Here is a 23721-nt window from a genome sequence, read left to right on the forward strand (position 1 = left end):
TAATAGATGGCTTGTTTTCCTATGCCCTCTTTTTCAGTGGTTGCCCGTAGGAGTTATTTCAGACTTTCTCTTCCCCCTCAAATTGGCATTTCTCTGTTTTTCTAACATGATTATTGGTTTTGTAAATATTTTTCAAAATCTTGGCTTGATAACGGCTTACTGAATAAAAACCCTTGGCCTTGCTGGCAGCCATCTTCGTTCAAAAGATTGAACTGTTCTTTGTTTTCAATCCCTTCTGCAATAACGTTAATACTTAGCGATTTTGCAAGTGTCAGTACAGCTTTCACGATGGCTTGGCTTTCTTCATTTTGATGGATATCCCTGATGAAAGATGAATCAATCTTTAGTGTATCGACGGGGAGGTGCTTAATGTAGCTGAATGAACTGTAGCCTGTCCCAAAATCATCGATTGAAATATGAACGCCTAAGTTACGTATTTCCTGCAGCAGAGATGCTGCATGCTCAACATCTGCAAAAATGCTTTCAGTCACTTCAAGTTCTAACCAATTCGGATCCAGCTTTGTTTCTTGTAAAACCTTCTTGATCGTCTGCACGATGCCAGGGTGCTCTAATTGCTTTACAGAAAGATTGACTGCCAATCTCATGGGTGAATGGCCTTTCTCTTGCCACTCTTTATTTTGTTCGCATCCTCGGCGGAGCACCCATTCCCCTAAAGGTACAATTAATCCTGTTTCTTCCGCTAATGGAATAAATTGATTCGGAGGAATCCTGCCTAAGTCCGGATGATCCCAACGTACGAGGGCTTCCATCCCCACTAACTCGCCTGTTGAAAAGTCGACTTTTGGCTGGTAATCAAGATGAAATTGTTCAAGCTCAATCGCCTTCCTTAACTCATTTTCCAACAGGACTTGCTCCAAAGATTTTTCTTCCATTTCCGGATGAAAGAAAGCATAACCGCTTCGGCCTTTATCTTTTACATTGTAAAGTGCGGTGTCAGCCTTTGTTAATAAATCATCGGCTTTTCGCCCATCATCTGGAAAAAGTGCGATGCCAATACTGCAAGACAGCGAATAAGTTTGGCCTGAGAATTCAACCGGTTCTTCGAATTTTTTTTGAATTCGCTTCGTAAGACGCTCAACATCCTCCTTATCCTTAACCTCTCTTAATAAAACAGCGAATTCATCTCCGCCCAGCCTGCCGATTGTATCATTCGAACGGAGAGACTTTCTAATGCGACGGGCTGCCTCTGTCAAAATATAATCACCGGTATCATGCCCCCATGAATCATTGACATATTTAAACCGATCCAAATCAATAAACATAACTGCAATAGTTGAAGAAGACTGTTTCGCTTGACTGACTGCATCCCTTAATTCATTCATAAACAGTCTACGATTCGGCAAATCTGTCAATGCATCATGATATGCAAGGTGATAGATTATTTTTTCAATTTTTTTGCGTTCAGTAATGTCACGCATCACGAGCACAATACTGCTAATTTCTCTTGCTTCATTAAAAATGGAATTGACTTTCGTATCCACATACATGTATTTTCCATTTTTCTTACGAATACGAAATTCCAGTTGAGCAGATCGCCTTCGTGTTTTAAATACCTTTTGGATTTTTTGAGAAACATTTTCTCTATCATCTTCGTGTATCCAATCCAACAGCTTGCTTGACGTTAATTCAAATTCCTCATATTTTAAAATATTTATGTGAGAAGGGGATACATAGGTAAAATTCCCCTCTTTATCTATGATCGAAATCAAATCAGATGAATTTTCTGTAATTAAACGGTACATTGCCTCGCTTTGCCTGATCTCTTCTTCCATTTGTTTCCGAAGCGTAATATCATTTCGTATTGAAATATATTGGTAAGGCTTCCCTTTTTCGTTCAAAAACGGAACGATTGTTGTATCTACCCAATATAATGAACCATCCTTCGCTTTGTTGCGGATTTCTCCCCGCCATGTTTTTCCTTTCCCTATCGTCGCCCACATGTTTTTAAAAAAATCACGGGAATGACAGTTTGAGTTTAGAATTCTGTGATCTTGGCCAAGCAATTCATGTTCTTCATATTTGGAGATATTGCAAAATTTTTCATTGACATAGAGAATAACCCCTCTCTGATTCGTGATGGCGACGATCGAGGATTGATCGAGCGCATATTTAATATCAGCCAACTCTTTCAAAGCTTCTTCTAAGTTTTTATCGGTTTGTAAGCGGTCAATTTGATGAATATCTGTTATTTGCCTACTTATCAATTGTTCTTTTTTCATTTTTATCTCTCCTTTTAATCGGTAAGGATCAAAAAATGCCGACCCAATAAACAAATTAGGCCGGTTGCACTACTCGCTCCCAGACAATCAAGTGCCCACATATCGACGGTCTGTTCATTGCTTCCTTATTAAATATATGATTTTTCATGTAAGCATTCATACCTAGTTCAATAGGCTATGTCAATTTTATCCTGATTATCCAAAAAAGTCTATCACTTTTATGGAGCCACTTTCCGTAAGCGAAACATGCGAAAGATGGATATGGCCATCGTTCCAAAAATAAGAAGCAGAAAAACCGGCAGGCCCCATGCACCTAACCCGTCTTTTCCAAAAGCAGAGCGGACCGTTTCCCAATGCAAGCTTGTTAAAAGAAGAGTGGATTCAAAGTTTAATAGAATCATCATCCTCCGCGCTTCCAAATAGAGCTTCGGGGCATTTTCTTCTGTAACTTTAACAGGGTAATTATAAATATGGGGCGCTTTACTTAAGAAGAACATTATTTTAAACAGAAACAACCCAATAATAGGCAGCACTAAAATGCTTTCTTTTCCTCCCCATCCATCCGCTTCCCCTCGCGCATTGAAATGGATTGGGATTCGATTTGGCAAGCCACTCCAATAAAAGAACACTTGAAAAAACATAAATCCAATCAACATGACCGATACAACTTCCAATACTTTTTCTAATCTAGTCTTCGGTATTTTTAAAACAGGACGTTCACTCATTAATTTTCCCCTTCATTTTCTAAGCGAAATAACGATACTTGCTCTAATGGTCCATTCTTTAACGGTACATAAGCTGGAAGATGGAAAGCAAAACTTGTTCCTATATTTACTTCACTTTCAACCGTGATTTCACCATGATGGAATTCAATAATTCCTTTACAAATCGCCAGCCCCAACCCGTGGCCTTCTTTCCTTTTCGATGGCTTTGTGTAAAAGCGATCGAAAAGAAACGGAAGTTCATCTTTTGGAATGCCAGTTCCTGTATCTTTTACAATAAAAATAATTTCTTGCTTTTGCCTATCAAAACGTAATTGAAAGCAAATTTCGCCTGATTCCGTATACTTTATCGCATTCGAAACGAGATTTTGCACAACTTGTTCAATTCTTCTAATGTCTACTTCTATGAGGGGATCATCATTATCGAAAGATGCTTTATCGATATAAGACCCAAATTTTAGGTTTGCACTCATGACATCATGCTCAAATTGCTTCCTAAGATGTTCAAAAAGCTGATGAGCAAGAAGGTATTCCATGTCGAAAGACATTCCTTTTGCTTCGAGCTTTGCCAATTCAAATAAATCATGGATCATGCCATTCAGTGTCAACAGACGCTCGTGACTTCTCTTAAGATAATGCATTTGCTCCTCTTTGCCATCGATGACGCCATCAAGAATGGCTTCAATGTAACCTTGAACAGAAGCAATTGGGGAACGAAGATCATGAGAAATATCAGAAATAAACTGGCGGCGTGATTTTTCGGCTTCTGCTAAATCTTGGTTCGCTTTCTCTAAGTGCCCATAAGCTGTTTCAAGCTGCTCAGTACGCTCCTTCACCTTCATTTCCAAATTTTCGTATAAAAAGGCATTCTCTATCGAAATGGCGGCCTGAGAAGCAAGTATATTTAAGATTTCAATCCTTTCCACGGAAAAAGCGTGGATCATCGCATTATTTTCCAAATAGACAATACCGACGAGTTTCCCTTGATGCAAAATTGGAAAACATAAAACAGATTTTGGCTTCTCTTTTCTAATGTAGTTGTCGTCAGTAAACATCCCATTGAAGGCCGCATCTGAAAGAATAACAGGTTCAAGGCTTTTCGCGACATAATGAATGATGTGTTGGGGATAATCAACTTGCGCTTTATTCTTTATCAATCTTATACCCTCATCTATACTCCCTTTTGCTACAGGTTGTAGTTGGCCATTAAATGTTAGAAACATCATTCCTTTTTGAGCCCCGCTATTTTTAAAAACAATGGCCATCAGTTTGGCTATTAATCTTTCCAAAACGATTTCACTCGAAAGCGTCCTAGCTGCTCCCATGATCGCATGTAAATCAATCGAAAATGGTGCAACAGCCTTGGTTTGAAGGTGTTCGCTAAGCAGGTCAGCAAATTCTTTTCTTAGTTGTACTGCTTTTCGTTCTGCCCCCCATTTCTCATAAGCTCTTACGGCCGCCAACAAATACATTTTAGCAAAACGATAAAAACCACGGGAAAAATAATAACGGCCTGCACACTCATTTGCAATGGCTTCATCTTGATTAAACCCGTTTTTGTGCGCTTTTTGAACGGCTTGTTCAAAATATAAGCTTGCTTTTGTTGGTTTCTTTTTAATTCGTGCTTCTTCCGCCTTAATCAGATCATATTTATGCTCGTAATTATCCGGAGAATGGCCCGCCCATCGCTTAAATAACAGTAAGGTTTTTTTGATGCGTTTTAAGGTCTTCCTTTTCTCCTTCATATTTGTTTCTTCAAAATTCCTCGCAAGCCATAATGCTTCATAAAAATAATAGTCTGGTGCAATAATAAGCACGAGCGATTTGTCAACGAGCTTGCTCAATTTGCTCAGTAAACGTTTAGCAACTGACGGTTCATTAAGCAAGTATGCGAGCTGAAGGCGTATCGTATAATGAATAATTTCTACAGATTCATCGTCTAGGATTTCCACAAAATTCCAATTCGGTTCCTTATGCTGCCCACTTAGAACGGCAATCCAATCGTTTACCTCGTTCAAAAAATCTTTCGATAACGTATATTGAATTTGTTTCGAAAATTGAAGCTGCTTTTGAATCAAATCTGCTGTTTCTTGTAGGCGATGTCCCTTTAAAAAGCTAGCTAAACAAAGAAAAGGGCTGTTCGCACCCGCCAGATGGAAATTTCCGGATTCAATGCAATATTGCTGTGAATGCTCCAAAATCTGTTCATTATTCATAACATGATTTTTCCAGTGGTTAATAAAGCTTCCAAATACAAAATACGTTCTCCCGATGATATGGCTGTTTCGGCTGTTCTCTGCATAGTAACGTGCAAGATTGCCAAATTCATAACTATCCACATAATTATGAAAGCCAGCGCTTAAAATCAGCGCATAATTGTTATAAACGAGCGCCGTCAAATCTGATGTCCCATACTTTAATGTAAAATGAAAGGCTCTCAGCATTAACATCGTTGCCAAATTTTGATCAACATGATAAGCAGGGGCATTAAGATTAATAAATGTTTGCATAATCAGCCTCTGCTCTTCATCCATCATTTCGGGCAATTGCTTTAAATCTTCCGCTTTTCGATTTTTTAATGCGATTTTTGTTTGGATAAATTCGATAGCAACTGCTAGTTTTCCGGGTCTTTTGTTTAATTTCCACCCGAATAACTTTAAAGCTCTCAAACCGGAATCAACCGCTTCCTCTACACGATGCAAATGGGTATACAAGGTGATTTTTAGGTTATATATTCTGAGCTTTTCTTCCCGAGAGTGGATCTTCGATAATGCTTCATTAAACAGTTCTTCCGCAAACTCAAATTGATTGTTGATGTAAGCTGTCTCACCAAGTCCAACCGTGATTTTAGCGGCTAGTTCGTAATGGTTTTCCCATCGGTTGTCCCCTAATAATTCATTTCCCATTTCATAAAATGAAAGGGATGCTTCAAAGGCAGCTCCTTCTTTCGCTCTTTGTCCAGCTAGGACATTCCATTTTGCTAATCGGATTTTTTCCTCATTTGCTAACCGGTAACGACACTGATTAAAGTGGTTTACGATTTCAAAAATATTTTCTTCTAATGTATTCTTTTGTTTATAATACGACGCGATCAGCCGGCCAATTGTTAGGTGGCTATCTTCTCGTTCCAATTCCGTCATTGTTGAATATACAGCTTGCTGAACCTTATCATGTAAAAATTTATATACAAGCGGTTGCCCCTCTTTGCCTTGTAATTCTTCATCTGGATAGATCCACTTATACTCTGGACTAAGCGGCAAGACTAACCCTTCTTCTAGCGCATTCCAAAGCAGCTTAGCAGTTGTTGATTCATCTTGATTGCTAACAGCGCTTAAAACGGTTAGTTCGAATTGGTTTCCGATACACGATGCGAGCTTTAATAAGCCCTGCGTTTCCGTAGGCAGTTTATAAAATCGCTCCGCGATAAATGCCACAATATCTTCCTGAATGGATAGATTGTTTAGCTGTCCAAAATCAATTATCCACTTTCTCTCATTTTCATCGAAGATGATAAATTTATGATCATAAAAAGTTTGAAAGAGTTGTTTTGTAAAAAAAGGATTTCCTTTCGTAATTCTTTGAATGAAAGAAGCGAGATGAACCGCTTCCTCCTCAGTACAAGAAAGAAGATGCTGCACCCATTCCCTTATATGTAGCTCTTCTAACGGTTCAAGCGCGATCGTTAGAAAAGAAATCTCTTTCTTCTTCAGCTCGTTTAACATCACTTGAAATGGATGGATCGATGTCACCTCGTTATGACGGTATGCACCAATGACAAATAAATGCCGCTTACCGTGCTGTGAAACAATATATTGCAATAAATCTAATGTTGCCTGATCTGCCCATTGTAAATCATCCAAAAATAACACGAGGGGGTGATCTTCATTTGCAAACACGTGAACAAGCTTACCAAAGGAATAAAGAATCCGGTTATGCGTTTCTAGTGCTGTCAGTGTTTCCGGTTCACTTTGCCCGCCTACAATCCATTGTATTTCAGGAAGTATTGTTGCAACGGTAGGTAAATAGGTCTGAAGCTCAGACTCTAATTTTTCTTTCCAATGCGCAACTCTCTCTTCCCCCTCTGACAATATTTGCTTCAATATCTCTTTAAAAGCTTGAACAAGAGGGGCGTATGGAACTTGGCGTTTCAATAAATCGAACTTACCCGAAATAAAGTATCCTCTTTTCCTAACGAGCGGCTTTTGCACTTCATTAATTAATGCTGTTTTCCCAACGCCCGACAGCCCCTGAACAAGAGCAAATGTATGCTTCCCTTTCGAGCAATTTTCAAAAGCTTGAACCAACGTTTTTATAGCTTCTTTTCTTCCAAACAACTTTTCTCCAAATTCACTTCGCGACGGGGCATCTTTCCCGGCTAATGAAAAGGACGGTTCAGCCTTAGATAACAAATATCTGCGTTCGAATTCTAACAAATCTTCTTTTAAACCATATGCACTTTGGTAGCGGGACTGTGGTATCTTTTCTAACAATTTCATAACGATATCTGACAAAAGTCGGGGAATAGCGGAATTTATTGAATTCGGTGGAATCGGTGTTTTTGCAATATGGGCGTGGACAAGTTCAATCGGATCTTCCATATCAAAAGGAAGCTTTCCAGTTAGCATTTGATAAAATACAACACCTAATGAATATAAATCGGAACGATGATCAAGAAAGCGATTTAATCGTCCTGTCTGCTCTGGTGAAATAAATGCAACCTGTCTCCCTAATACATAAGGATTCACATGTGATTGGTGATTTTCCCGTTTTAAAGTCGCGGCATGATAAAACCCAGTAAGTTTTATATTTTTTTCTTTCATTTGAACGAAAATGTTCGCTGGTTGTATATTTTTATGAATGACCTGATGATGATGTAAATCGTTCACAATGGATGTAAGTTTGATCGAAAACGTTAAAAACGTACGGATGTCTAATGGCTTATTTTTTAAAATTGTCTCTAGCGAAGTACTTTTGAAAAATTCCGTAATAAGAAGGGCTTGATTCCTATATTTTTCTAAAGAATATGGCTTTAAAATTCCTTCGATTGGGAGATTTTTTTTCATATGAAATTCATGCGTAGCAGCAGCGATATCTTGAGGGGAGGCGGGCTTTTTTATAAGAACAGGGCGTTTCGAAGATTGCTGAATCGCTTTAAAAAACGTCCACAAACCATTCGTTTCCATCTCTTCAATAATATCATAACCTGGTAAATAGGCCTGCTTGCTTTTCACTCTCATCTCCACTCCTTGCTGGGCGATATTTTTTAAAAAGCGTAAAAACTTTAACGAATCTTTAAACAAATTTAAATACCACTTATATAGACGGTTGTATAATGGCTTTAAAATCAACAAAAAGGAGTAACTACCTTGAGTAAATGGACGAAGGAGCAAAAAGTCGAGCAAGGCGCGTTAGACAAAGAGTGGGTAGAATTGTTGCTTTTAGCAAAAAAGGAAGGACTTACAGTAGATGAGATACGTCGTTTTTTAGCTCAAGCAAAAACTCAACCTAAATGATTAAATTTATAACCAACGCCCCTTACTGTTAAAATGTAATCTGGATTTGCGGGGTCTGATTCGATTTTTTTTCGCAAATTACTAATATGAACCATGACCGTTCGGTAGTCGCCGAAACTATCTTCATCCCATACATTTTGAAAAATTTGTTCAGTCGTAAAGACCCTTTTTGGATTTCCCGCGAGCAACGTTAAAATCTTATATTCTTTTACGGATAAATGCACGTCATACCCATCCAATTTCACGGAATAATTATCTTGATCAATAATTAGCCCTTTATAGGAAATAATTCTATTTTCTTCATGCTCACTTTTCGATTTACTGCCAAGCAGACGGTTTCTCCGGAAATGCGCCTTTACTTTCGCTGTTAGAACAGATGGGCTGAACGGTTTTGAGATAAAGTCATCTCCCCCAATTCCAAGCCCAACAATTTTATCAACATCATCTTCTTTTGCGCTTAAAAATAAAATTGGGAGATCGCTTTTTTGCCGGACGATTTGGCATACTTCAAATCCGTCAAGCCCTGGCATCATGACATCTAAAATAAGAAGGTCTGGATTTTCCCTTTCAAAAACGGCAACAGCAAGATTGCCATCTTCCGCTTCAATCACATCATAGCCTTCTTTGTTTAAATACAACTTCAGCACTTCCCGAATATCCGAATCATCATCAGCAACAAGAATTTTTCCTTTTGTCACTGCATTCCCCCCAAACGATTGAAATTCACCCCTTACTATTCACCTATAATAATTAGTTCAATTTTACCACATTTTTAAAAAATTTAACATGTTAATCAAAATATGGGATTAGCAGATGACGCAGAAATATTTCTGGCTTCTTACCTATCAAAAATAAGTTAAATTAAACATTTGAATAATGAAAAACAGTGTGCCGAGAGATCTCAACACACTGTTATCTTTCTTATAAATTCACGTCAATCTTTTTCTTCTAACCGTCGTTATAATCCAAGAGCTGTCCAGCCGCCGTCTACCTTTATCGTTTCCCCTGTAACGTAGGAAGAGCAGTCTGAAGCAAGATAAATCGCCGCTCCAACAATCTCTTCAGGCGAACCGAGCCTCCCGAGAGGCGTTCTTTCTTTGACTCGTTCCTCGAATCCGCTCCTCGTTTCTTTCACCGCCTCTACGAGTGGTGTTTCGATGTACGCTGGAGCGATGCCATTAACATTTATGCCATATTTCGCCCATTCAACAGCCAGCACTTTCGTCACCATATCGACGCCGCCTTTGCTTGCACAGTAAGCTACAGAACCGGTTAGCGCCGTCTCAGCCGCAATGGATGAAATATTTATGATTTTGCCTTGTTTCTGTTTTATCATTTGCTTTCCAACAGCTTGTGCAAATAAAAATGCCCCCGTCAAATTGATGCTTAATACTTTATTCCAATCCTCCAGTGTGAAATCGACAGCGGGCATCTTTATCGTCATACCAGCATTATTAATTAGCGTATCAATTCGTTCAAAACGTTCCACCGTAAGATCAACAACCCGTTGAATATCTTCTCGCTTCGTTACATCGCACGGTACAGCGAAGACATCTGCCCCTCTTCCATTTATCTCTTCAGCAACTTGTTCAAGCTCACTTTCTGTCCGGCTGCATAATACAATATTGCTTCCTGCTTCCGCCATGCCAAGCGCAATGCTTTTCCCAATCCCTCTTCCTGCCCCAGTAACGATCGTCACTTTTCCTGATAAATCAAATAAACTCATGTCTTTCCCCCACTATTCTTATTAAGCTATAGATGAAAAGCCGTCCCTTTTTTCTTCTCCTCTTATACGCATTTTCCCTTTAAGTTAAGAAAAAGACTGCCTACGGCAGCCTCATGGATCCATCTGATAGACGATCTCCTGAATTCGGGTTGTTCGGAAAATCTTCATCCAGCAAAAAAGTTTTATCGCCGTCCACCATTCTCTCGTCTTCTTCACGTAAGTGCATACCTTCACAATCTGAAGAACGATCAACATGAGCTTTTTCACGTTTTATAGCTCATATTGGCGATACTCCATTCATTTCAACGATGGGTTCGAACCTAATAATAAAAGGCGAATAACAGTGTACAGAGATCCAATATTGTTATTTTTGTTCCTTTAACAAGTCGCGTATTTCTTTAAGCAACTCAGTTTGTTCATCCAACTCTTCCTCAACCACCTCTTCTTGCTTCCTTCTCAGCTTACTTAACAACCGAATAAATAGGAAGATAGAAAACGAAATAATGAAGAAATCAACGACGCTTTGAATGAATACCCCATATGTAACCTGCACGTCGCCCAGAGTAAATTTTAACCCTTCAAAGCTTATCCCCCCAAGCAAAAGGCCAACTAGAGGCATAATGATGTCGTCGACTAATGAAGAAACAATTTTACCGAACGCCGTACCAATAACGACTGCAACAGCTAATTCCAATACATTTCCTTGAGAAGCAAATTCCTTAAAATCCCGCCACACAACACTCTCTCCCTACTAAAATCAATATAAAAAATACTAGCATTTCTACAATTGTAAAACAATGGCGATGAAATGAGCAGCCCCCTCAAGTATTGGAAAAAGCTTTTTCATGGCATACAAATTTATCATAACGTTCGAAAAATCAGTTGAACCTTTTTCTATATATAAAAATAATAAAGCCACAAATGATTGACACCCCAACAAACGAAATCAAATAAATATTAGGAGAAATTACTTTTCCAAACGCCACTTCGTTTTGAAGTGTTTCTACATGATCCCACGAATGCAATACATCTGGCACATATCTTTTTGTATTTATATCCCCCACAAGCATCGCACCTATAAAATAAACCGCGTGAATAATAATAGAACCAACGATTGCTTGAATGACTAGCTTCATAAATAACCAACCCCTTTATGTTTTTCTGCAATGATTAATCTTCTTCAAACAGCTCGGACAAAAACCTTTCTCTGTTTTGCAAAAAATATTTTGTTAACTGGTAATGATCGGTCATTTCATAATCTATCTCCGTTATTTTCTGATCATCAAAACTTAAAATATGGGCATTTGGATATCCTAACAAGATAGGGGAATGTGTTGCAATGATAAACTGGGCATCACCTTTCGAAACCAAATCATGGATAACTTTCAAAAAGGTGAATTGGCGTGATGGCGACAATGCAGCCTCCGGTTCATCTAGTAGATAGATTGCTTTTCCTTTAAAGCGATGTAGAAATAATGATAAAAAAGATTCTCCATGGGATTGACTGTGAAGAGAGCGGCCACCGTAGTTTCTGAACCCTGTAGTATCCACCTTATCAAGATAAGTCGCAAAATGATAAAACGATTCCGCCCGCAGGAAAAATCCATTCGTTATTTTAGGCATCCACGAAAGCCTTATATATTCCCCAAGAACCGATTCCGAAGCGTAAAGATCGTAGATGTTATTGCGTCCGCCGCCAGCTGTGTTGAAATCACATTTATCTGCAATCGCTTCTAATAACGTAGACTTGCCTGAACCATTTTCCCCAACAAAAAAAGTGACATTGCTTTGGATATCTATCTCATGAAGGCCCTTTATTATAGGAATAGTAAACGGATATTTTTCAAAAGAGGGGATGTTTTCACGCATCAATGTAATTTTTTTTAAAAACATGTGACCACCACCTACAAATAGAATACCAAATGATAGGTTGGAGTAAGGACAACTTTATTGTAAAAAGGACTAAACATTATATTGTAAAGACGCACCCGTTACTTTAATAAGCAGATGAAATTAGCTTCTTGCTAATCTACCTATTTTTTTGCTTCTATACAACAGTACACACCTTTACGTACAGTTATTTCTTTAAATTTATTATTTCTCAAACTATTTTTTATCTCTTTGATTATCAAATTAAAATTGGTAAAATTCTTTAATCGAAAAACTCCATATGTGTTTTTTCTTGTTTGTAGTACGCTAATCTATCTTGTAAAGTACCTGTATGAAACTCAAATTTATGACCGTCTGGGTCAGTAAAGTAAATAGATTTCTTATCTTTTTCATCTCTTGGCCGTCCTGACAATATGTTTACATTCAATTCCTTTAGCCTGTCGTACATTTTATCAAATTCTGCTTCTTCAATTGAAAAGGCAATGTGTGTGTATGATTGGTTTATTTCATTACGAGGTATGTCTTTCTCTACATTAAGAGCAAGCCACATACCATTTAAATCGAAGTAAGCAGTGTTTCTGCCTTTTACTAACAATTTAGCATCAAATACTTTTTGGTAAAAATCAACAGATCTTTCCAAATCAGAAACTGAAAATAAAAAGTGATTAAGACCTTTTATCGACACTTGATCCCCCCAAAGTTAGTATCTTTTATTAAACTAACCTGCTCCGTCAGTCGTACCCGTTGAAGAAATTTATCAGTGATTTTCTTTTATTTGCTTCAGTAATTCAATTATTTCTTCATTTTGTTTATAACTTTTTCTAAGCTGCCCTTCTATTGATAAAAGAGTAATAACTATTACAATAAAACCGAGAAGTATTAACACTAATAATCCTCCCATTACCATTTACTCAGCAAAGCATCCTTTACTTTAACAGAGAAATTATTGATTGCCAGAAATCACATCGTAAGAGACTTCCTCACTATTATTAAAAAGTTTAACATTCTCATATTTTTTATCTAAATTCACTTTATATAAAAGCTCATAATTTAAGGACTGGTTTGAATAATCATTTGTTTCAGCATTGCTATATCGAATATTTAATGTGTCACCCTCTTCTTCAACATTAAATTCAGTAAAATGAACAGCTTTATCACCTTGTTTTACATTAGTACCATTCAAATATACATAAATAGCTTTTTGGTTATCAAAATAAAGATACGCTCCATTTTCATTTTTAACGTCGTGAATAAACGATTGAATATCTCTATTAACATCCTTCTCACTTATTTTGGAAAAAGATAATTGTGAACCACATCCAGATAATAAACTGATGATTACAAGTACCGATATAAACTTCCTCACTATAACACCCCCAAAGAATACAGCAGATAACTTCAATCATACGATTACAATTTACTGGAAAGGCGTTTTCAGCAAAATACAGGGCTTTTGAGTACTTTGGTTCCCATTTCTTTTCCTAAGTACCGAACCGTTTTGCCCCCATTTATTTAATCTTATAAATTTCTACTCTTTTCACCTTGCCGAATGATAACATTTACCGAGTTCGCTTCACCACCATCAATGCGGCTTTTCATTTTTGATAGATCAATATCAGTTTCAAGTTTAATTCGCTTTCGTTCTTTTCCTTTTAACTTAGTTTCAAAAGGTGCACCGGAATTCATCAATGATACCATTGGTATATCCTCTTCAAATGGATAGTGCTCATAAAAAATAATATCGAAGGAAACATCATTTTTACTATGGTTTTTAAAAGTTAGCTCACACATACCTCGTAATGTATTTTCCCCTGTCTTGTTGAATCTACAAATGCTTGTATCCTGTTCGTAAGAAATTGCATAGATGCCTGCTGCTACCGTCTTTTGATAGGCAATTACAAGAAATTGCGGGAAAACCAATATAAAAATAACCGCAATTAATATGGAGCGAACACGATATTTCTTTAGCGATTTAGCAAGGAAATATAAGCCAGCAAATAGGAAAAGCAAAGTTGTAATTCCTACGTAATGAAAACCATTAGCAGATCGAATAGGTATGTTTAGCACCGAAATAACTGCCTCACTATAAGGGATGTTATGTGGAAAAGGAAAATTCAATACCATTGTGATTATGAAAAGACCAACAGCAAAAAATAAATAAACCTTATTATTTATCAAATAGCTTCCCCCTTGTTTAACCCTTGCACCCGTTAGCCGTAATAAGTAAGTTTAAACTATGAATATTGTGATTTAATATCCGAAAAATAAAAAATTACAGCAGTTACAATACATAAAACGCCACCCAATAAAGAAATATAAAAAAAGATTTGTCCGCCAATCGTTACGGAGTTAAAAAATAAAAAAGCTAAGCATGCTAAAACTCCGCCTAAGAAAGATTGATAAAAAATAAACCATTTAGGCTTTCCCTTTAAGAAATGGAATCCAAGAAGAATGAGCAAATAAAAACTGCTTATTACCATAATGATAGGAAATGTAGGATGAAATTTCGCAGCGTAAACAAAATGATCAAGTTGTGAAATTTGATGAATATTTTGAATAGCCCTTCCATATAAAAATTGAGAAAATGGCGTTGAATACTTCCATTCCCAAGGATCATCCAAGATGGCACTTCCTTCATACCATGAAGCGAATGTTGAGAAGATCAACAAAACCAAAGCAAAGCAATACTGAATGATATAAATCACTATCATCTTACTCCTCTCTTATTTTATGATTTTCAGAAGATAGAGTACAAATATATTCAGACCCCAAATCGTATTCAAACCCATGAGAATATAGAGCATAATAAACCAATTGTCCTGCGATAACATTAAATATGACTTGAAGAAAATTAAAGCTTATATTCATAGATAGCCCATGGCAGCCACAAAACAGGTTCAGTTCCAATTTCTTCACCATTGCTATACTCACAATACGTTATCGCTTCTTCAAGAGTTGGAATACATCCATTTTCGTTTAAGGAAAAATTAAATTTGGCATGATAATCTTTTTCTAATCCATTACATATATAAGAATGAAACTTGCCAAATTCAAATCCTAAAACTTCATAACCTCTCATTTCCGCTCCTTTTTCCATAATTAAAACTTTATTTATTAATAATTTTTCTATCCCATAACGCTCTTTATCCGGCTTTAACAAGGTCTCTTCTTGCCCAAGAAATTCATCCACAAAAATTTCAGGCAGCCCAATCCCAAGAATTTTTATATCTTTACATTGATACAAATACTGATTACAAAATTCTTTTGCCAGATCAATTGTTGTAAATAGTTGAGGAAATGAAAAAGTTTTCTCTTCGAACTTCTTATCAATCCATTTTTCCATTTCATCATAGGTATTCATTGAAATACCCAATTCCTGGGCATATTTTTGTTTGTCCTTATTGGAACCTTCCCACAAAACATCAATATTGGGGTGAAAGTTACAGATACATTCGCTTGCCGAAACTATTTTATCCGGCAATAAATTTTTATCCATATAATCAGCGCGTTCCAGAGGGGTGGCAACATAATATCCACCAGAAAAATACTTCACATAGAACACCTCATTCAATAGCACACTTCCTAATTTAAAAAGAACACTCTGTAAATTTAAGTGTTTATTTTTCGTGCATTTTTAAGGAGCTTCTAAGTTGAAAGTCCTTATTTAAGATACCAGTTAATAAATGTTTGTTCATCACATATAACGGCTTCCCAATTCATCGATTGAACGATATACTCAATATTTTTATCTTTCGCAAAGAACAAAGTTGTAAAGGAGTCGTATAAACTCATAAAAGCAAAATCTACATTTTCATCCGTCAAAATTAACTCACTACTTGAAAGGGCACATATTTCTAAAGGCGTCGTCTCGTTTATGTTCAATAATCCACTATTATCGAAGATAGGATCTGAAAAATAAAATTCACTAGCTCCTTTTGAGGCAAGAACCTTAAGTATACTATTGATCATAAACACGGATATGCTATCTTCAGTTGGATAAAAAAGGGTTGGTTTAAGGCTGGAATTTAACTTATCAGCTAAATCCTTTCTTTCATATTCTTTCCTGAAAGCACCGATGGAAGTTAATAGGGCAACCGCTAGTTCTTTGTATGATTTCAATCCACTACAAGACATAACTTCCCACCAGGAAACCGATTTACCAAGATTAAAGGTCTCTTCATCACTGGGATAGATGTGTTGATAGGGATTTTTTCTCTTCTTTTTTTCCCACCCTGAAGGCATCTGAACAAAAGGGTGGAGCAATATTGCTGCGGATTTAAAATTATCTGGTAGTTGATTTAATATAGGAGACTTGTCATCTATCCAAATATAATCTAACAAAATATAACCTCCCAATTAAGTTAAATCTCGATGTAAAAAGTAGAGTTAAAGAATAATCAGCGATTAAAGAGAAATCAATCTAAGGTTGCTTTTATATCATTTTTATAAAACAACAACTTGTTCACAGAGAAGTTCAAAGCTCTTGGTTTTCCATTGATTGTTAGCCTTATATTAATTGTCAAAGGCCAATCAATCTGTTTAACCATATCTTCCAGGGCATAGTACTCGTCTTCTCTATCGTTATAAAAAACAACTGAACTAATGAATACCTCGTTACTATCAACATCAAGACTACACATCATAGGAAAATTATCCCCATTATTTGTAGTTAATTCTCCCGCCACTATCGAACCATTTAACTCTTCAGTAAAATTTTTAGTTTTTGATGGCCTTACCCATGTCTCGTCTTGTTTTTCATTGTTTTCATCTTCTATTGCCCATTCCCATATGGGATTCTCCTTTAAATCCTGTATCGTTAAATCATGAACTGGTTTACTTTTATACATTCAATATCATCTCCTTTTGTCCTGTCACATGAAGAATTCCACGAAGCTAATAGTAACTTCCTCCTACTATTTCTAAAATATATCGGATATTTTAAATATATACATATCAGGAAGTTTATCTGCCTTCCTAGAAATTTCCGCTCTTAAACTTTCCCTTCCCTTTATAATGATTTCATCTTTTTTTATTATAATTTTTCCAAAACTATACGGAGCCCAATAAGTATGAATATAGTCAATATGTGCAATACCTGATTTTCCCGTTTTCAAATCTGTCACTCTAAGTTTGTATTCAGCTTTATCTAAATGGCTATTAGGGACCTTATATATGATCTCAACAAAATAATTCTTATTTTGTTTTGACATGTAGGTTAGCTCCATGTCTCGTCCATTATTTTTAATAATATGAATAACTTCTTCAATTTTCTCTTTTTCTAAATGATCAAAGTCGGCAATTAATCTCAATCCGTCACAGACACTTCGGAACAGCATCTTAGATTTCCCAGTATCATCAGAAGACAGATATGTTGATAAATCTAAAGTTGAGTAGGTATATTTATGCCAAGCATCTAATGCTATTTCCTGTTTGGCTTGTTCCAGCGTTTCAGCAATATTCACGTATATTTCATCGTAATTAGGAAGTAGAACCTTGGCTTTTCTTAATAAATTGCTAAATATTTCTGAATAGATATAGTCAAAAGGGGCTAAAGTACCTTTATCGAACTGGTTATATATGCGGATTCCAATAATGTTTCTTGTTAGAGGACGGGGGTTAATGGAGTAGCCATGTATTAAACAATCCGTTCTTTTTACTTGATTATAAAACTTTATTTCCTGTTCAGCTTTCGCATATTTTTTTAACTCTTCAATCGTTTTTGGAACAAATTGGAGCACTTTTTTGTAATCATTAAGTAGTTCATCTTCCTTATAATCAAGCGGTTGTTTACGTTCAATAAACGGAACCTTTTTTATAGCTTCTTCAACTTTAAATAATCCTTCTTGGAAAATCTCTAAATTTAACTTGTTTGAAGCGTTAAAATTCATAGTTAATTCCACTTCGGCAATGGTTTTATAAAGAGATTTAAGTTTAAGTTTTCTTGTTGAGGGAGCGTTATGAATAAACCGTATAAGAATGCATTCAAAAGTTTGTCCATGATATTTGCCTATTAAATGTTCATTTAAAAATGTCTCTAGCAAGTTTAATGATACATTTTTTGTTTCTTTATTTTTGAAATCTTTATATTCAATTAGAAATCTCATAGCATTTCCCTTTCAACATAGCGTAATCTGTTTGCTAATTATTGTTTACATTTTTCAGACATTAATTTCATTAATTTACCACAAAGGTTAATAATCAAAAAAGATAACGCTCCTAAGATTACTGCTCATAACTCAATTAAGTATGATCATAATTTGCAAAATGCAGGGCTCGCATCGCATCAACCGTGTGATTGCCCCAGTGTATTTGAAAATTCAGTTTCCATTCCCAAATAGCCTCTCTATACTTCCTGTTTTCATACAAAAGGATGCCTCTTTTAACATCGATATAAATATCCAAAAGATCATCAGACAAACTTGCCTCTACTGGTTCCTCCAGTTGATATGGGTTAAAAACTTCCCAATAATGATTCTTATCCGTCTAACGTCCCATTTCTGAATCCTTATCGATTCATTTTTTCATGTTATTTTCTTTTTGGAAAGTCATCCCGTATAAGCATTTATCATACAGAAATTGCTTTAATTGTTTTGAATCGTTTGTTTCATAAAATTTTGAAAGTAGTACATGAAACTCTTTTAGGTTTTCTTCCTTAACTGTGACAATTCCACTCCCGCTCTCAATTAGCAACTTATTAGCGCAGATGTTGCTCGTTCGCTTATTCCCGTCCCAAAACAATTGACTTCTCATGGCCCAAACATAATAGCTTAATGCACGATCCACGTCATTTTCAATCTCCATGATCTCTTTAATCTTTTTTTCGACCTTTTCTCTTTCAGGGACTTCAGGAACATGACTCACCCCATGAATCCCTACATTTCCGTCTCTCAAAACTCCCCAATTTAAACTTTCGTTTCTTGCAACATTCTCATTTACTTTACAAGCAAATTCTAACGAAAACGGTTTATCAATATTATCTAAAGTATATCTCCATGCATCTCTCAAATTTAAAATAACTTGAACATCATCCATGCTCAATCCACCGACACTTACACCGTTCAAGATGGTTTGAGTTTCTGGGAATGTGATATTTACATTTTCCAACTTTGCTGTATGATAAATATTTTCTACGATTGTTTTTTTCGCCAAAAAAACATTCTGTTCCTTTGTTAAATGAAATTTCTTTTCCATCCGGGGTTCCTCCTGTGAACAGCCATTTGGTTATATTATACAAAAATTAACGTTCATATCCATCCAGCATGCGATTAAATTCTTCCGTTAAAACTTGTTTACTTATCTTTAAAAGGATCATCCTCCCAAATATTTGACCAAAGATTCTTACCTTTCGACTAACTTTCCCCTTGCTTCAACCATCCCTTGTTGAAGAAATGCACCGTTCGTTGAAGAAGGAACCTTGTAGATTAATCATCTAAAAAATCATTTCCAACCTTCAACGTTTGAAAAGGACTCATAATCACATCCTGTGATATATTCAAACTCTTTTCCAGTTCTTCTTTTATATGCATCAGATGCTATTGAAAGTAATGGTTCAAATGGGCCATCCTTGGGCATGTTTTTAGGGTTAACGAGAGTTGACTCAAAAAATTCTTTTCCTTTAGCAAGCACTGAACATCTGAAATATAAGAATAAATCCGCAGAGAAGTAGTTTTGTTTTTCATCATATGAATATTTCCCTATGTTTTTTGCGTGTTCCTTCGTATCTAATAAATAAAGTTTGTAAGCCAAGGCTTCTTCGAATTGCTTTATATCTCTTACACTCTTTTTTGCCAGTTGATCAACTGCAGGTTCTATGATTTCTTCTTCACATTCAGCATTAAAATTAAGAAGGGAAATAATAGACCAAAACGAATCATCTTCCATCCTCTTTTTCGGTTTTTGAATTGTATTGAATTTTTTATACCTTTCCTCTTCTTCCCGAATTTCTCTTTCAAAGTTTTCTCTATCATTTTCCCAACGCCACTCTAAGAAAGCTTCTATACCAGTAGAATTATCCCACTTTTCATGAAAAGAATGACATTTTATTTTTCTTTCCTTTTCACTCAGAGGAATATTACCAATATAAATAACATCTTTAGGAACCTTGCCATCAACCCATACTAAAGCACGATCATTATCATAAAAAAAACGATTTTGAATAAGAACTTCTTTTAAAATTTCATTTTCAATTGATGGAATGTCAGTTCCAATATAAGGTGTTGTAGCTAAAAGGTATGAACTATCTATTTTATGAAGGATTCTTATTGCCCCGAATTCACCATTTGGCAAAATTACGGCATATATATCTCCAATCGCAGCAGTTTTTTTTGTTTTACTTTTTTGACTATCCAATTTTGATTCCCTCCTGAAACCCGAAAGGCAGTATTATTGATTACATTCATAATAAAAAACTAACTGTCCTTTACTCTCAAAATCATCAACCAGGCTACAAAAGCCTAAAACAGAATAATAAAAGTGATCAATTGCTGTATTTTTCATTTTTCCCCTCAAGTTGTAATAACTTTTAAGTCTAAATCAATCTCCATTATCGATAATTGAATAAGTAACTTCGTTAGGCAGGGTTTTAATTACTGAAGTTAACCCGGAGTACTTCGTATCATTGGAAATAACGACCATTCCATCTCCGTCATAGTCAATCCAAAAAATAGTCGTATTTTCTTTTAATATTACAGCAGGTGTCTCTGTCTTTTTGTTTTTCCCCCACATATTTCTAATGTACGGATGTCTGATGCTAAAAACGTCTTTTCCGAGGGAGAAAGAAGCGAAATTATTCATACTTCCATTTGCATATAAATAAGGAAAGATGAGATTAAATTGTTCAGTATTTCGAACTATCGCTTTGTTATAAAAATCGGCTCCCTCCCCTTTAAACGCTGTATATACAATTGAGTTGGACAAACATTCATTTTCAATTTCTTTTTGTTGAAAATCATAGCACCCAAAAAAAGCTACGATAGGAAATTCATTGAGATTGTCCATCCATTTCGATACAAACTCTTCAACCTCATGCTCATCTTTCCGTTCCAATAAAAAAATATCATAAAGGTAAGGTGCTTCCCCATCAATGGCAAACGGAAAAAAGCCGCCACTTTCTTGTTTTTCAGAAATAAGATCTTTTGGAAAAATTCCTATATCAATTTTAATCACTTTGTCCACCCTCATGCTAATGAATTTTGCTTTTCCCTATTGCTCAAGTAAAAAAATGCGGTAAATTCGTCTTTGTTAGTCTCTTTAATTCATTAAATAATCACTATATATCATTTTAGAGGGGATAAAAAATGGATTTCATCACGATTTTGTCTTTTTTAGGTGTGGCATTGTTATTGGTATATAGTGCAATTTTAATTGTTTTCCATTAAGGGAAACTTCAAAAATGAAAAGGACTTATTTGTTCAACAATCAATGCCACAACAAATGAAATAACAACTGATATCACCATTTGTTTAGGCTCTTTGTAAAAGATTACACATAAAAAAATATACATAATGAATTCTTCAATATGAGATACATACATATAGAATAAACCCATTCCCAACGATAGATTTAATAATAGACCCATAGGTAAGGCTGGCAAGATAAAAGCTAGATGTTCATTATTTTTAGCTTTCCAAACAATAATAGCCAGCAAAGGAGATACTAATGCTACACTGCCCCAAAATATAAAATACCTGGTTGGAAAAAATCCAAATAAATAAGCTGAATATGTATAATAACTTATTAGCATTCCTATAAAGAATAGGAATGTATTAATAGCAGCTCTTGTCAGTGTTTTACTATATGCAGCCGTAATCGTAGCAATCAATATCCAAATACCTAACCTAGTAAATAAATCTGCAAAATAGTGGAGGGTATTCGTTCTCCAACTCCCATCAACTGCGATGGTATCAAAATATTTGGATATTATCCCTAAGGCTGTACCTAAGACTAAACATATAATATAGTCTGGCATTTTGTTTTTTAACTTAATCATTCTGACACCTCGTTTAATAACGTTTAAATATCTTCCAAATACTCGTTAATTCTCAAAATTTCATTTTCATTTGTCCCACATATTTTTAATGTGCCAAAATGCTCTAAATCCTTCTTTGTGAGTGCCTTCAACTCATTATATAATAGTCACTATATATCATTTTAGAGGGGATAAAAATGGATTTGATCACAATTTTGTCTTTTTTAGGGGTCGCTGTTTTACTGACGCTTATGCCGGGGCCGGATATTTTATTTGTTATTTCACAAAGCATTTCACAGGGAAAAAAAGCAGGCATTTTCACTGCTCTAGGGCTTTGCACCGGGCTGCTTTTCCATATTTCCGCCGCTGCACTTGGCATTTCGGCGATTGTCTATCAATCAACCGTTGCTTTTTCCATTGTTAAATACGCCGGGGCAATTTATTTGCTTTATTTAGCTTGGCAGGCGTTCCGTGCAAAAAACGATTCACTATTATTACAGGAGCAAAAGAATCGAAGATTAAAAGAATTATATAGAAAAGGAATCATCATGAATGTGCTGAATCCGAAAGTATCCCTTTTCTTTCTTGCGCTGCTGCCGCAGTTCGTCAATAAATCTGCCGGACATATTCCGATGCAAATGGTGTTGCTAGGCTTCGTATTTATCGTGCAAGCACTCGTAGTCTTTGGAACGGTTAGCTTTTTATCTGATAAAATCCGCCATTTACTAATGAACAATCCGGCGATCGCCAAAAAAATGAATCTTGTCGAAGGTACAATATTAGCCATCATCGGGCTGCAAGTCGCCCTTAGCGAAAAATAACTGTGTCTCAGAATTTTCTCCAGACACCGTTATTTTTTTTATAAGCCCCAAACGAAAAAGGCTTATTTTTATTGTATCAGTGGTATTCATCTAAGTAAGGAATCGAAAGGGGAGTATTTCGATGGATTATTTGGATACCGCACTGAAGCTTATCATTGGACTGGCAGCACTGCTCGTTGTTATCCGCCTTCTCGGCAAGAAAGAAATGGGACAATTTACGCCGCTGGATTTCATTTATGCCTTACTTCTCGGTTCGATTATAGAAGAATCGCTTTATGACAAAAAAACAACAATTTTGCTCATGCTGTTTCAGATGGGAATTTGGGCGGCTGCGATTTATTTTGTTGAAGTGGTCATCCAAAGAAATGAAAAAATGCGAAATCTTATTAAAGGAAGGCCATCGATTATTATAAAAAACGGTGAAATTCATTCAGAACAAATGAAAAAGAACCATCTAGAATTTGAACAAATCAGGCAACTGCTTAGACAGCAAGGCATCTTTACTCTTCGGGAAGTCCGTGACCTCTATTTAGAGCCAGGCGGAACCATAAGCGTGAAAAAGTGGAGCGAGTTTGAAACTCTGTCAGCTAATGCCTTAGGGATAGATCTGGATGATGAGGCGCCTTCCATTGTACTTGTGGATAAGGGAAAAATTAAAGAGGATATGCTTCAATTTATAGGAAAAACAAAAAAATGGCTTCTGAAAAACTTGTCCGAGGAAGGCTATACAAATGTCGAAGATATTTTTTACTGTGAATGGACAGAAACCGATGGATTTTTTATTAAAACTTACAAAATGGTACGTTGAAAAAAACGAAAAAACAGCGTGCACTATGGCTCGC

The 23721-nt window shown here is 36.0% G+C and carries 24 protein-coding genes, 1 pseudogene and 1 riboswitch; of the genes and pseudogenes, 3 read left to right on the forward strand and 22 right to left on the reverse strand.

All coding sequences use genetic code 11. The features are described 5' to 3' along the window. Positions 1 to 110: 110 nt before the first annotated feature. The 3 genes from DCC39_RS09375 to DCC39_RS09385 all read right to left on the reverse strand — a co-directional run bounded on the left by DCC39_RS09375 (position 111) and on the right by DCC39_RS09385 (position 8193). Positions 111 to 2240 carry a bifunctional diguanylate cyclase/phosphodiesterase gene (locus DCC39_RS09375; protein ID WP_116554702.1) on the reverse strand — a complete coding sequence of 710 codons (2130 nt, stop codon included), beginning with the start codon at positions 2238 to 2240 and terminating at the stop codon, positions 111 to 113. Between the two features lie 49 nt (positions 2241 to 2289). After that, a riboswitch (cyclic di-GMP riboswitch) is annotated at positions 2290 to 2374 on the reverse strand. Between the two features lie 84 nt (positions 2375 to 2458). Then, positions 2459 to 2965 (reverse strand): DUF1648 domain-containing protein, encoded by a 507-nt coding sequence (locus tag DCC39_RS09380; RefSeq protein WP_116554637.1) that lies wholly within the window; start codon positions 2963 to 2965, stop codon positions 2459 to 2461. Continuing rightward, the gene (locus DCC39_RS09385; RefSeq protein ID WP_165820824.1) at positions 2965 to 8193 is read right to left on the reverse strand and encodes an ATP-binding sensor histidine kinase; all 5229 of its coding nucleotides are present in this window, start codon (positions 8191 to 8193) and stop codon (positions 2965 to 2967) included. Before DCC39_RS09385 ends, DCC39_RS09380 begins: the two co-directional genes overlap by 1 nt. Positions 8194 to 8328: 135 nt before the next feature. On the opposite strand from DCC39_RS09385, the gene DCC39_RS09390 reads away from it, so the two are divergent. After that, positions 8329 to 8475, forward strand: a complete 147-nt coding sequence (locus DCC39_RS09390) for an anti-repressor SinI family protein (RefSeq protein ID WP_116554639.1) — start codon at positions 8329 to 8331, stop codon at positions 8473 to 8475. Here the strand turns inward: DCC39_RS09390 and DCC39_RS09395 are convergent. The 19 genes and pseudogenes from DCC39_RS09395 to DCC39_RS09480 form a co-directional block, all read right to left on the reverse strand. Next, positions 8463 to 9173 carry a response regulator transcription factor gene (locus DCC39_RS09395; protein ID WP_116554640.1) on the reverse strand — a complete coding sequence of 237 codons (711 nt, stop codon included), beginning with the start codon at positions 9171 to 9173 and terminating at the stop codon, positions 8463 to 8465. The two genes, DCC39_RS09390 and DCC39_RS09395, sit on opposite strands and share 13 nt — an antisense overlap. A gap of 260 nt (positions 9174 to 9433) precedes the next feature. Further along, positions 9434 to 10201 carry an SDR family NAD(P)-dependent oxidoreductase gene (locus DCC39_RS09400; RefSeq protein ID WP_116554641.1) on the reverse strand — a complete coding sequence of 256 codons (768 nt, stop codon included), beginning with the start codon at positions 10199 to 10201 and terminating at the stop codon, positions 9434 to 9436. A 100-nt stretch (positions 10202 to 10301) separates the two neighbouring features. Continuing rightward, complete coding sequence (locus DCC39_RS19610; protein ID WP_276309906.1) at positions 10302 to 10427, reverse strand: hypothetical protein; 126 nt, start codon at positions 10425 to 10427, stop codon at positions 10302 to 10304. Between the two features lie 138 nt (positions 10428 to 10565). Continuing rightward, entirely contained in the window at positions 10566 to 10937 is a 372-nt protein-coding gene (gene mscL, locus DCC39_RS09405) for a large conductance mechanosensitive channel protein MscL (RefSeq protein WP_116554642.1), read from the reverse strand. Positions 10938 to 11079: 142 nt separating this feature from the next. Beyond that, positions 11080 to 11337 (reverse strand): hypothetical protein, encoded by a 258-nt coding sequence (locus DCC39_RS09410; RefSeq protein ID WP_116554643.1) that lies wholly within the window; start codon positions 11335 to 11337, stop codon positions 11080 to 11082. A 34-nt stretch (positions 11338 to 11371) separates the two neighbouring features. Then, a complete protein-coding gene (locus DCC39_RS09415; protein ID WP_116554644.1) occupies positions 11372 to 12094 on the reverse strand; it encodes an AAA family ATPase in 723 nt (240 codons plus the stop codon). Positions 12095 to 12353: 259 nt separating this feature from the next. Then, positions 12354 to 12776 carry a FosM family fosfomycin resistance protein gene (gene fosM, locus DCC39_RS09420; protein ID WP_116554645.1) on the reverse strand — a complete coding sequence of 141 codons (423 nt, stop codon included), beginning with the start codon at positions 12774 to 12776 and terminating at the stop codon, positions 12354 to 12356. 258 nt (positions 12777 to 13034) lie between these two features. Next, positions 13035 to 13457 (reverse strand): hypothetical protein, encoded by a 423-nt coding sequence (locus DCC39_RS09425; protein WP_116554646.1) that lies wholly within the window; start codon positions 13455 to 13457, stop codon positions 13035 to 13037. 152 nt (positions 13458 to 13609) lie between these two features. Then, positions 13610 to 14269, reverse strand: coding sequence for a hypothetical protein (locus DCC39_RS09430; RefSeq protein ID WP_116554647.1), 660 nt, complete (start codon positions 14267 to 14269; stop codon positions 13610 to 13612). Positions 14270 to 14325: 56 nt separating this feature from the next. After that, on the reverse strand, positions 14326 to 14802 hold the full coding sequence (locus tag DCC39_RS09435; RefSeq protein WP_240613589.1) for a YjdJ family protein: 477 nt from the start codon (positions 14800 to 14802) through the stop codon (positions 14326 to 14328). Between the two features lie 140 nt (positions 14803 to 14942). After that, complete coding sequence (locus DCC39_RS09440; RefSeq protein ID WP_205948494.1) at positions 14943 to 15644, reverse strand: hypothetical protein; 702 nt, start codon at positions 15642 to 15644, stop codon at positions 14943 to 14945. A 107-nt stretch (positions 15645 to 15751) separates the two neighbouring features. Continuing rightward, positions 15752 to 16447: a DUF2711 family protein gene (locus DCC39_RS09445; RefSeq protein WP_240613590.1), complete on the reverse strand. Its 696-nt coding sequence runs from the start codon at positions 16445 to 16447 to the stop codon at positions 15752 to 15754. Between the two features lie 59 nt (positions 16448 to 16506). Continuing rightward, positions 16507 to 16938, reverse strand: a complete 432-nt coding sequence (locus DCC39_RS09450; RefSeq protein WP_116554651.1) for a hypothetical protein — start codon at positions 16936 to 16938, stop codon at positions 16507 to 16509. Between the two features lie 72 nt (positions 16939 to 17010). Beyond that, positions 17011 to 18195: a hypothetical protein gene (locus DCC39_RS09455; RefSeq protein ID WP_116554652.1), complete on the reverse strand. Its 1185-nt coding sequence runs from the start codon at positions 18193 to 18195 to the stop codon at positions 17011 to 17013. Between the two features lie 136 nt (positions 18196 to 18331). Next, positions 18332 to 18559: pseudogene (locus tag DCC39_RS19815) on the reverse strand (DUF5063 domain-containing protein); the annotation flags it as partial. A gap of 45 nt (positions 18560 to 18604) precedes the next feature. Further along, positions 18605 to 19282: a Fic family protein gene (locus tag DCC39_RS09465; protein ID WP_116554654.1), complete on the reverse strand. Its 678-nt coding sequence runs from the start codon at positions 19280 to 19282 to the stop codon at positions 18605 to 18607. Positions 19283 to 19528: 246 nt separating this feature from the next. Then, a complete protein-coding gene (locus tag DCC39_RS19275; RefSeq protein WP_205948495.1) occupies positions 19529 to 20440 on the reverse strand; it encodes a DUF4240 domain-containing protein in 912 nt (303 codons plus the stop codon). A 183-nt stretch (positions 20441 to 20623) separates the two neighbouring features. Beyond that, the gene (locus DCC39_RS09475) at positions 20624 to 21256 is read right to left on the reverse strand and encodes a hypothetical protein (RefSeq protein ID WP_116554655.1); all 633 of its coding nucleotides are present in this window, start codon (positions 21254 to 21256) and stop codon (positions 20624 to 20626) included. A 220-nt stretch (positions 21257 to 21476) separates the two neighbouring features. Further along, on the reverse strand, positions 21477 to 22079 hold the full coding sequence (locus DCC39_RS09480; RefSeq protein WP_116554656.1) for a hypothetical protein: 603 nt from the start codon (positions 22077 to 22079) through the stop codon (positions 21477 to 21479). Positions 22080 to 22255: 176 nt separating this feature from the next. Here DCC39_RS09480 and DCC39_RS09485 point away from each other — a divergent pair, with 176 nt between their 5' ends. Together DCC39_RS09485 and DCC39_RS09490 are read left to right on the forward strand one after the other, a co-directional pair. Then, positions 22256 to 22879, forward strand: a complete 624-nt coding sequence (locus DCC39_RS09485; protein ID WP_116554657.1) for a LysE family translocator — start codon at positions 22256 to 22258, stop codon at positions 22877 to 22879. Between the two features lie 121 nt (positions 22880 to 23000). Further along, on the forward strand, positions 23001 to 23687 hold the full coding sequence (locus DCC39_RS09490) for a DUF421 domain-containing protein (protein WP_116554658.1): 687 nt from the start codon (positions 23001 to 23003) through the stop codon (positions 23685 to 23687). Positions 23688 to 23721: the final 34 nt, after the last annotated feature.

It is taken from the genome of Pueribacillus theae (assembly GCF_003097615.1).
In the GTDB taxonomy this organism is placed as follows: domain Bacteria; phylum Bacillota; class Bacilli; order Bacillales; family UBA6769; genus Pueribacillus; species Pueribacillus theae.

Coding starts and splice junctions, on each gene's coding strand:
- DCC39_RS09415 (WP_116554644.1), bottom strand. CDS start 12,094: ATGTTTTTAAAAAAAATTACATTGATGCGTGAAAACATCCCCTCTTTT.
- DCC39_RS09465 (WP_116554654.1), bottom strand. CDS start 19,282: ATGGAAAAGAAATTTCATTTAACAAAGGAACAGAATGTTTTTTTGGCG.
- DCC39_RS09480 (WP_116554656.1), bottom strand. CDS start 22,079: ATGATTAAGTTAAAAAACAAAATGCCAGACTATATTATATGTTTAGTC.
- DCC39_RS09490 (WP_116554658.1), top strand. CDS start 23,001: ATGGATTATTTGGATACCGCACTGAAGCTTATCATTGGACTGGCAGCA.
- DCC39_RS09410 (WP_116554643.1), bottom strand. CDS start 11,337: ATGAAGCTAGTCATTCAAGCAATCGTTGGTTCTATTATTATTCACGCG.
- DCC39_RS09485 (WP_116554657.1), top strand. CDS start 22,256: ATGGATTTGATCACAATTTTGTCTTTTTTAGGGGTCGCTGTTTTACTG.
- DCC39_RS09380 (WP_116554637.1), bottom strand. CDS start 2,965: ATGAGTGAACGTCCTGTTTTAAAAATACCGAAGACTAGATTAGAAAAA.
- DCC39_RS19610 (WP_276309906.1), bottom strand. CDS start 10,427: ATGCACTTACGTGAAGAAGACGAGAGAATGGTGGACGGCGATAAAACT.
- DCC39_RS09375 (WP_116554702.1), bottom strand. CDS start 2,240: ATGAAAAAAGAACAATTGATAAGTAGGCAAATAACAGATATTCATCAA.
- DCC39_RS09400 (WP_116554641.1), bottom strand. CDS start 10,201: ATGAGTTTATTTGATTTATCAGGAAAAGTGACGATCGTTACTGGGGCA.
- DCC39_RS09450 (WP_116554651.1), bottom strand. CDS start 16,938: ATGTATAAAAGTAAACCAGTTCATGATTTAACGATACAGGATTTAAAG.
- DCC39_RS09435 (WP_240613589.1), bottom strand. CDS start 14,802: ATGATAGTGATTTATATCATTCAGTATTGCTTTGCTTTGGTTTTGTTG.
- DCC39_RS09455 (WP_116554652.1), bottom strand. CDS start 18,195: ATGAGATTTCTAATTGAATATAAAGATTTCAAAAATAAAGAAACAAAA.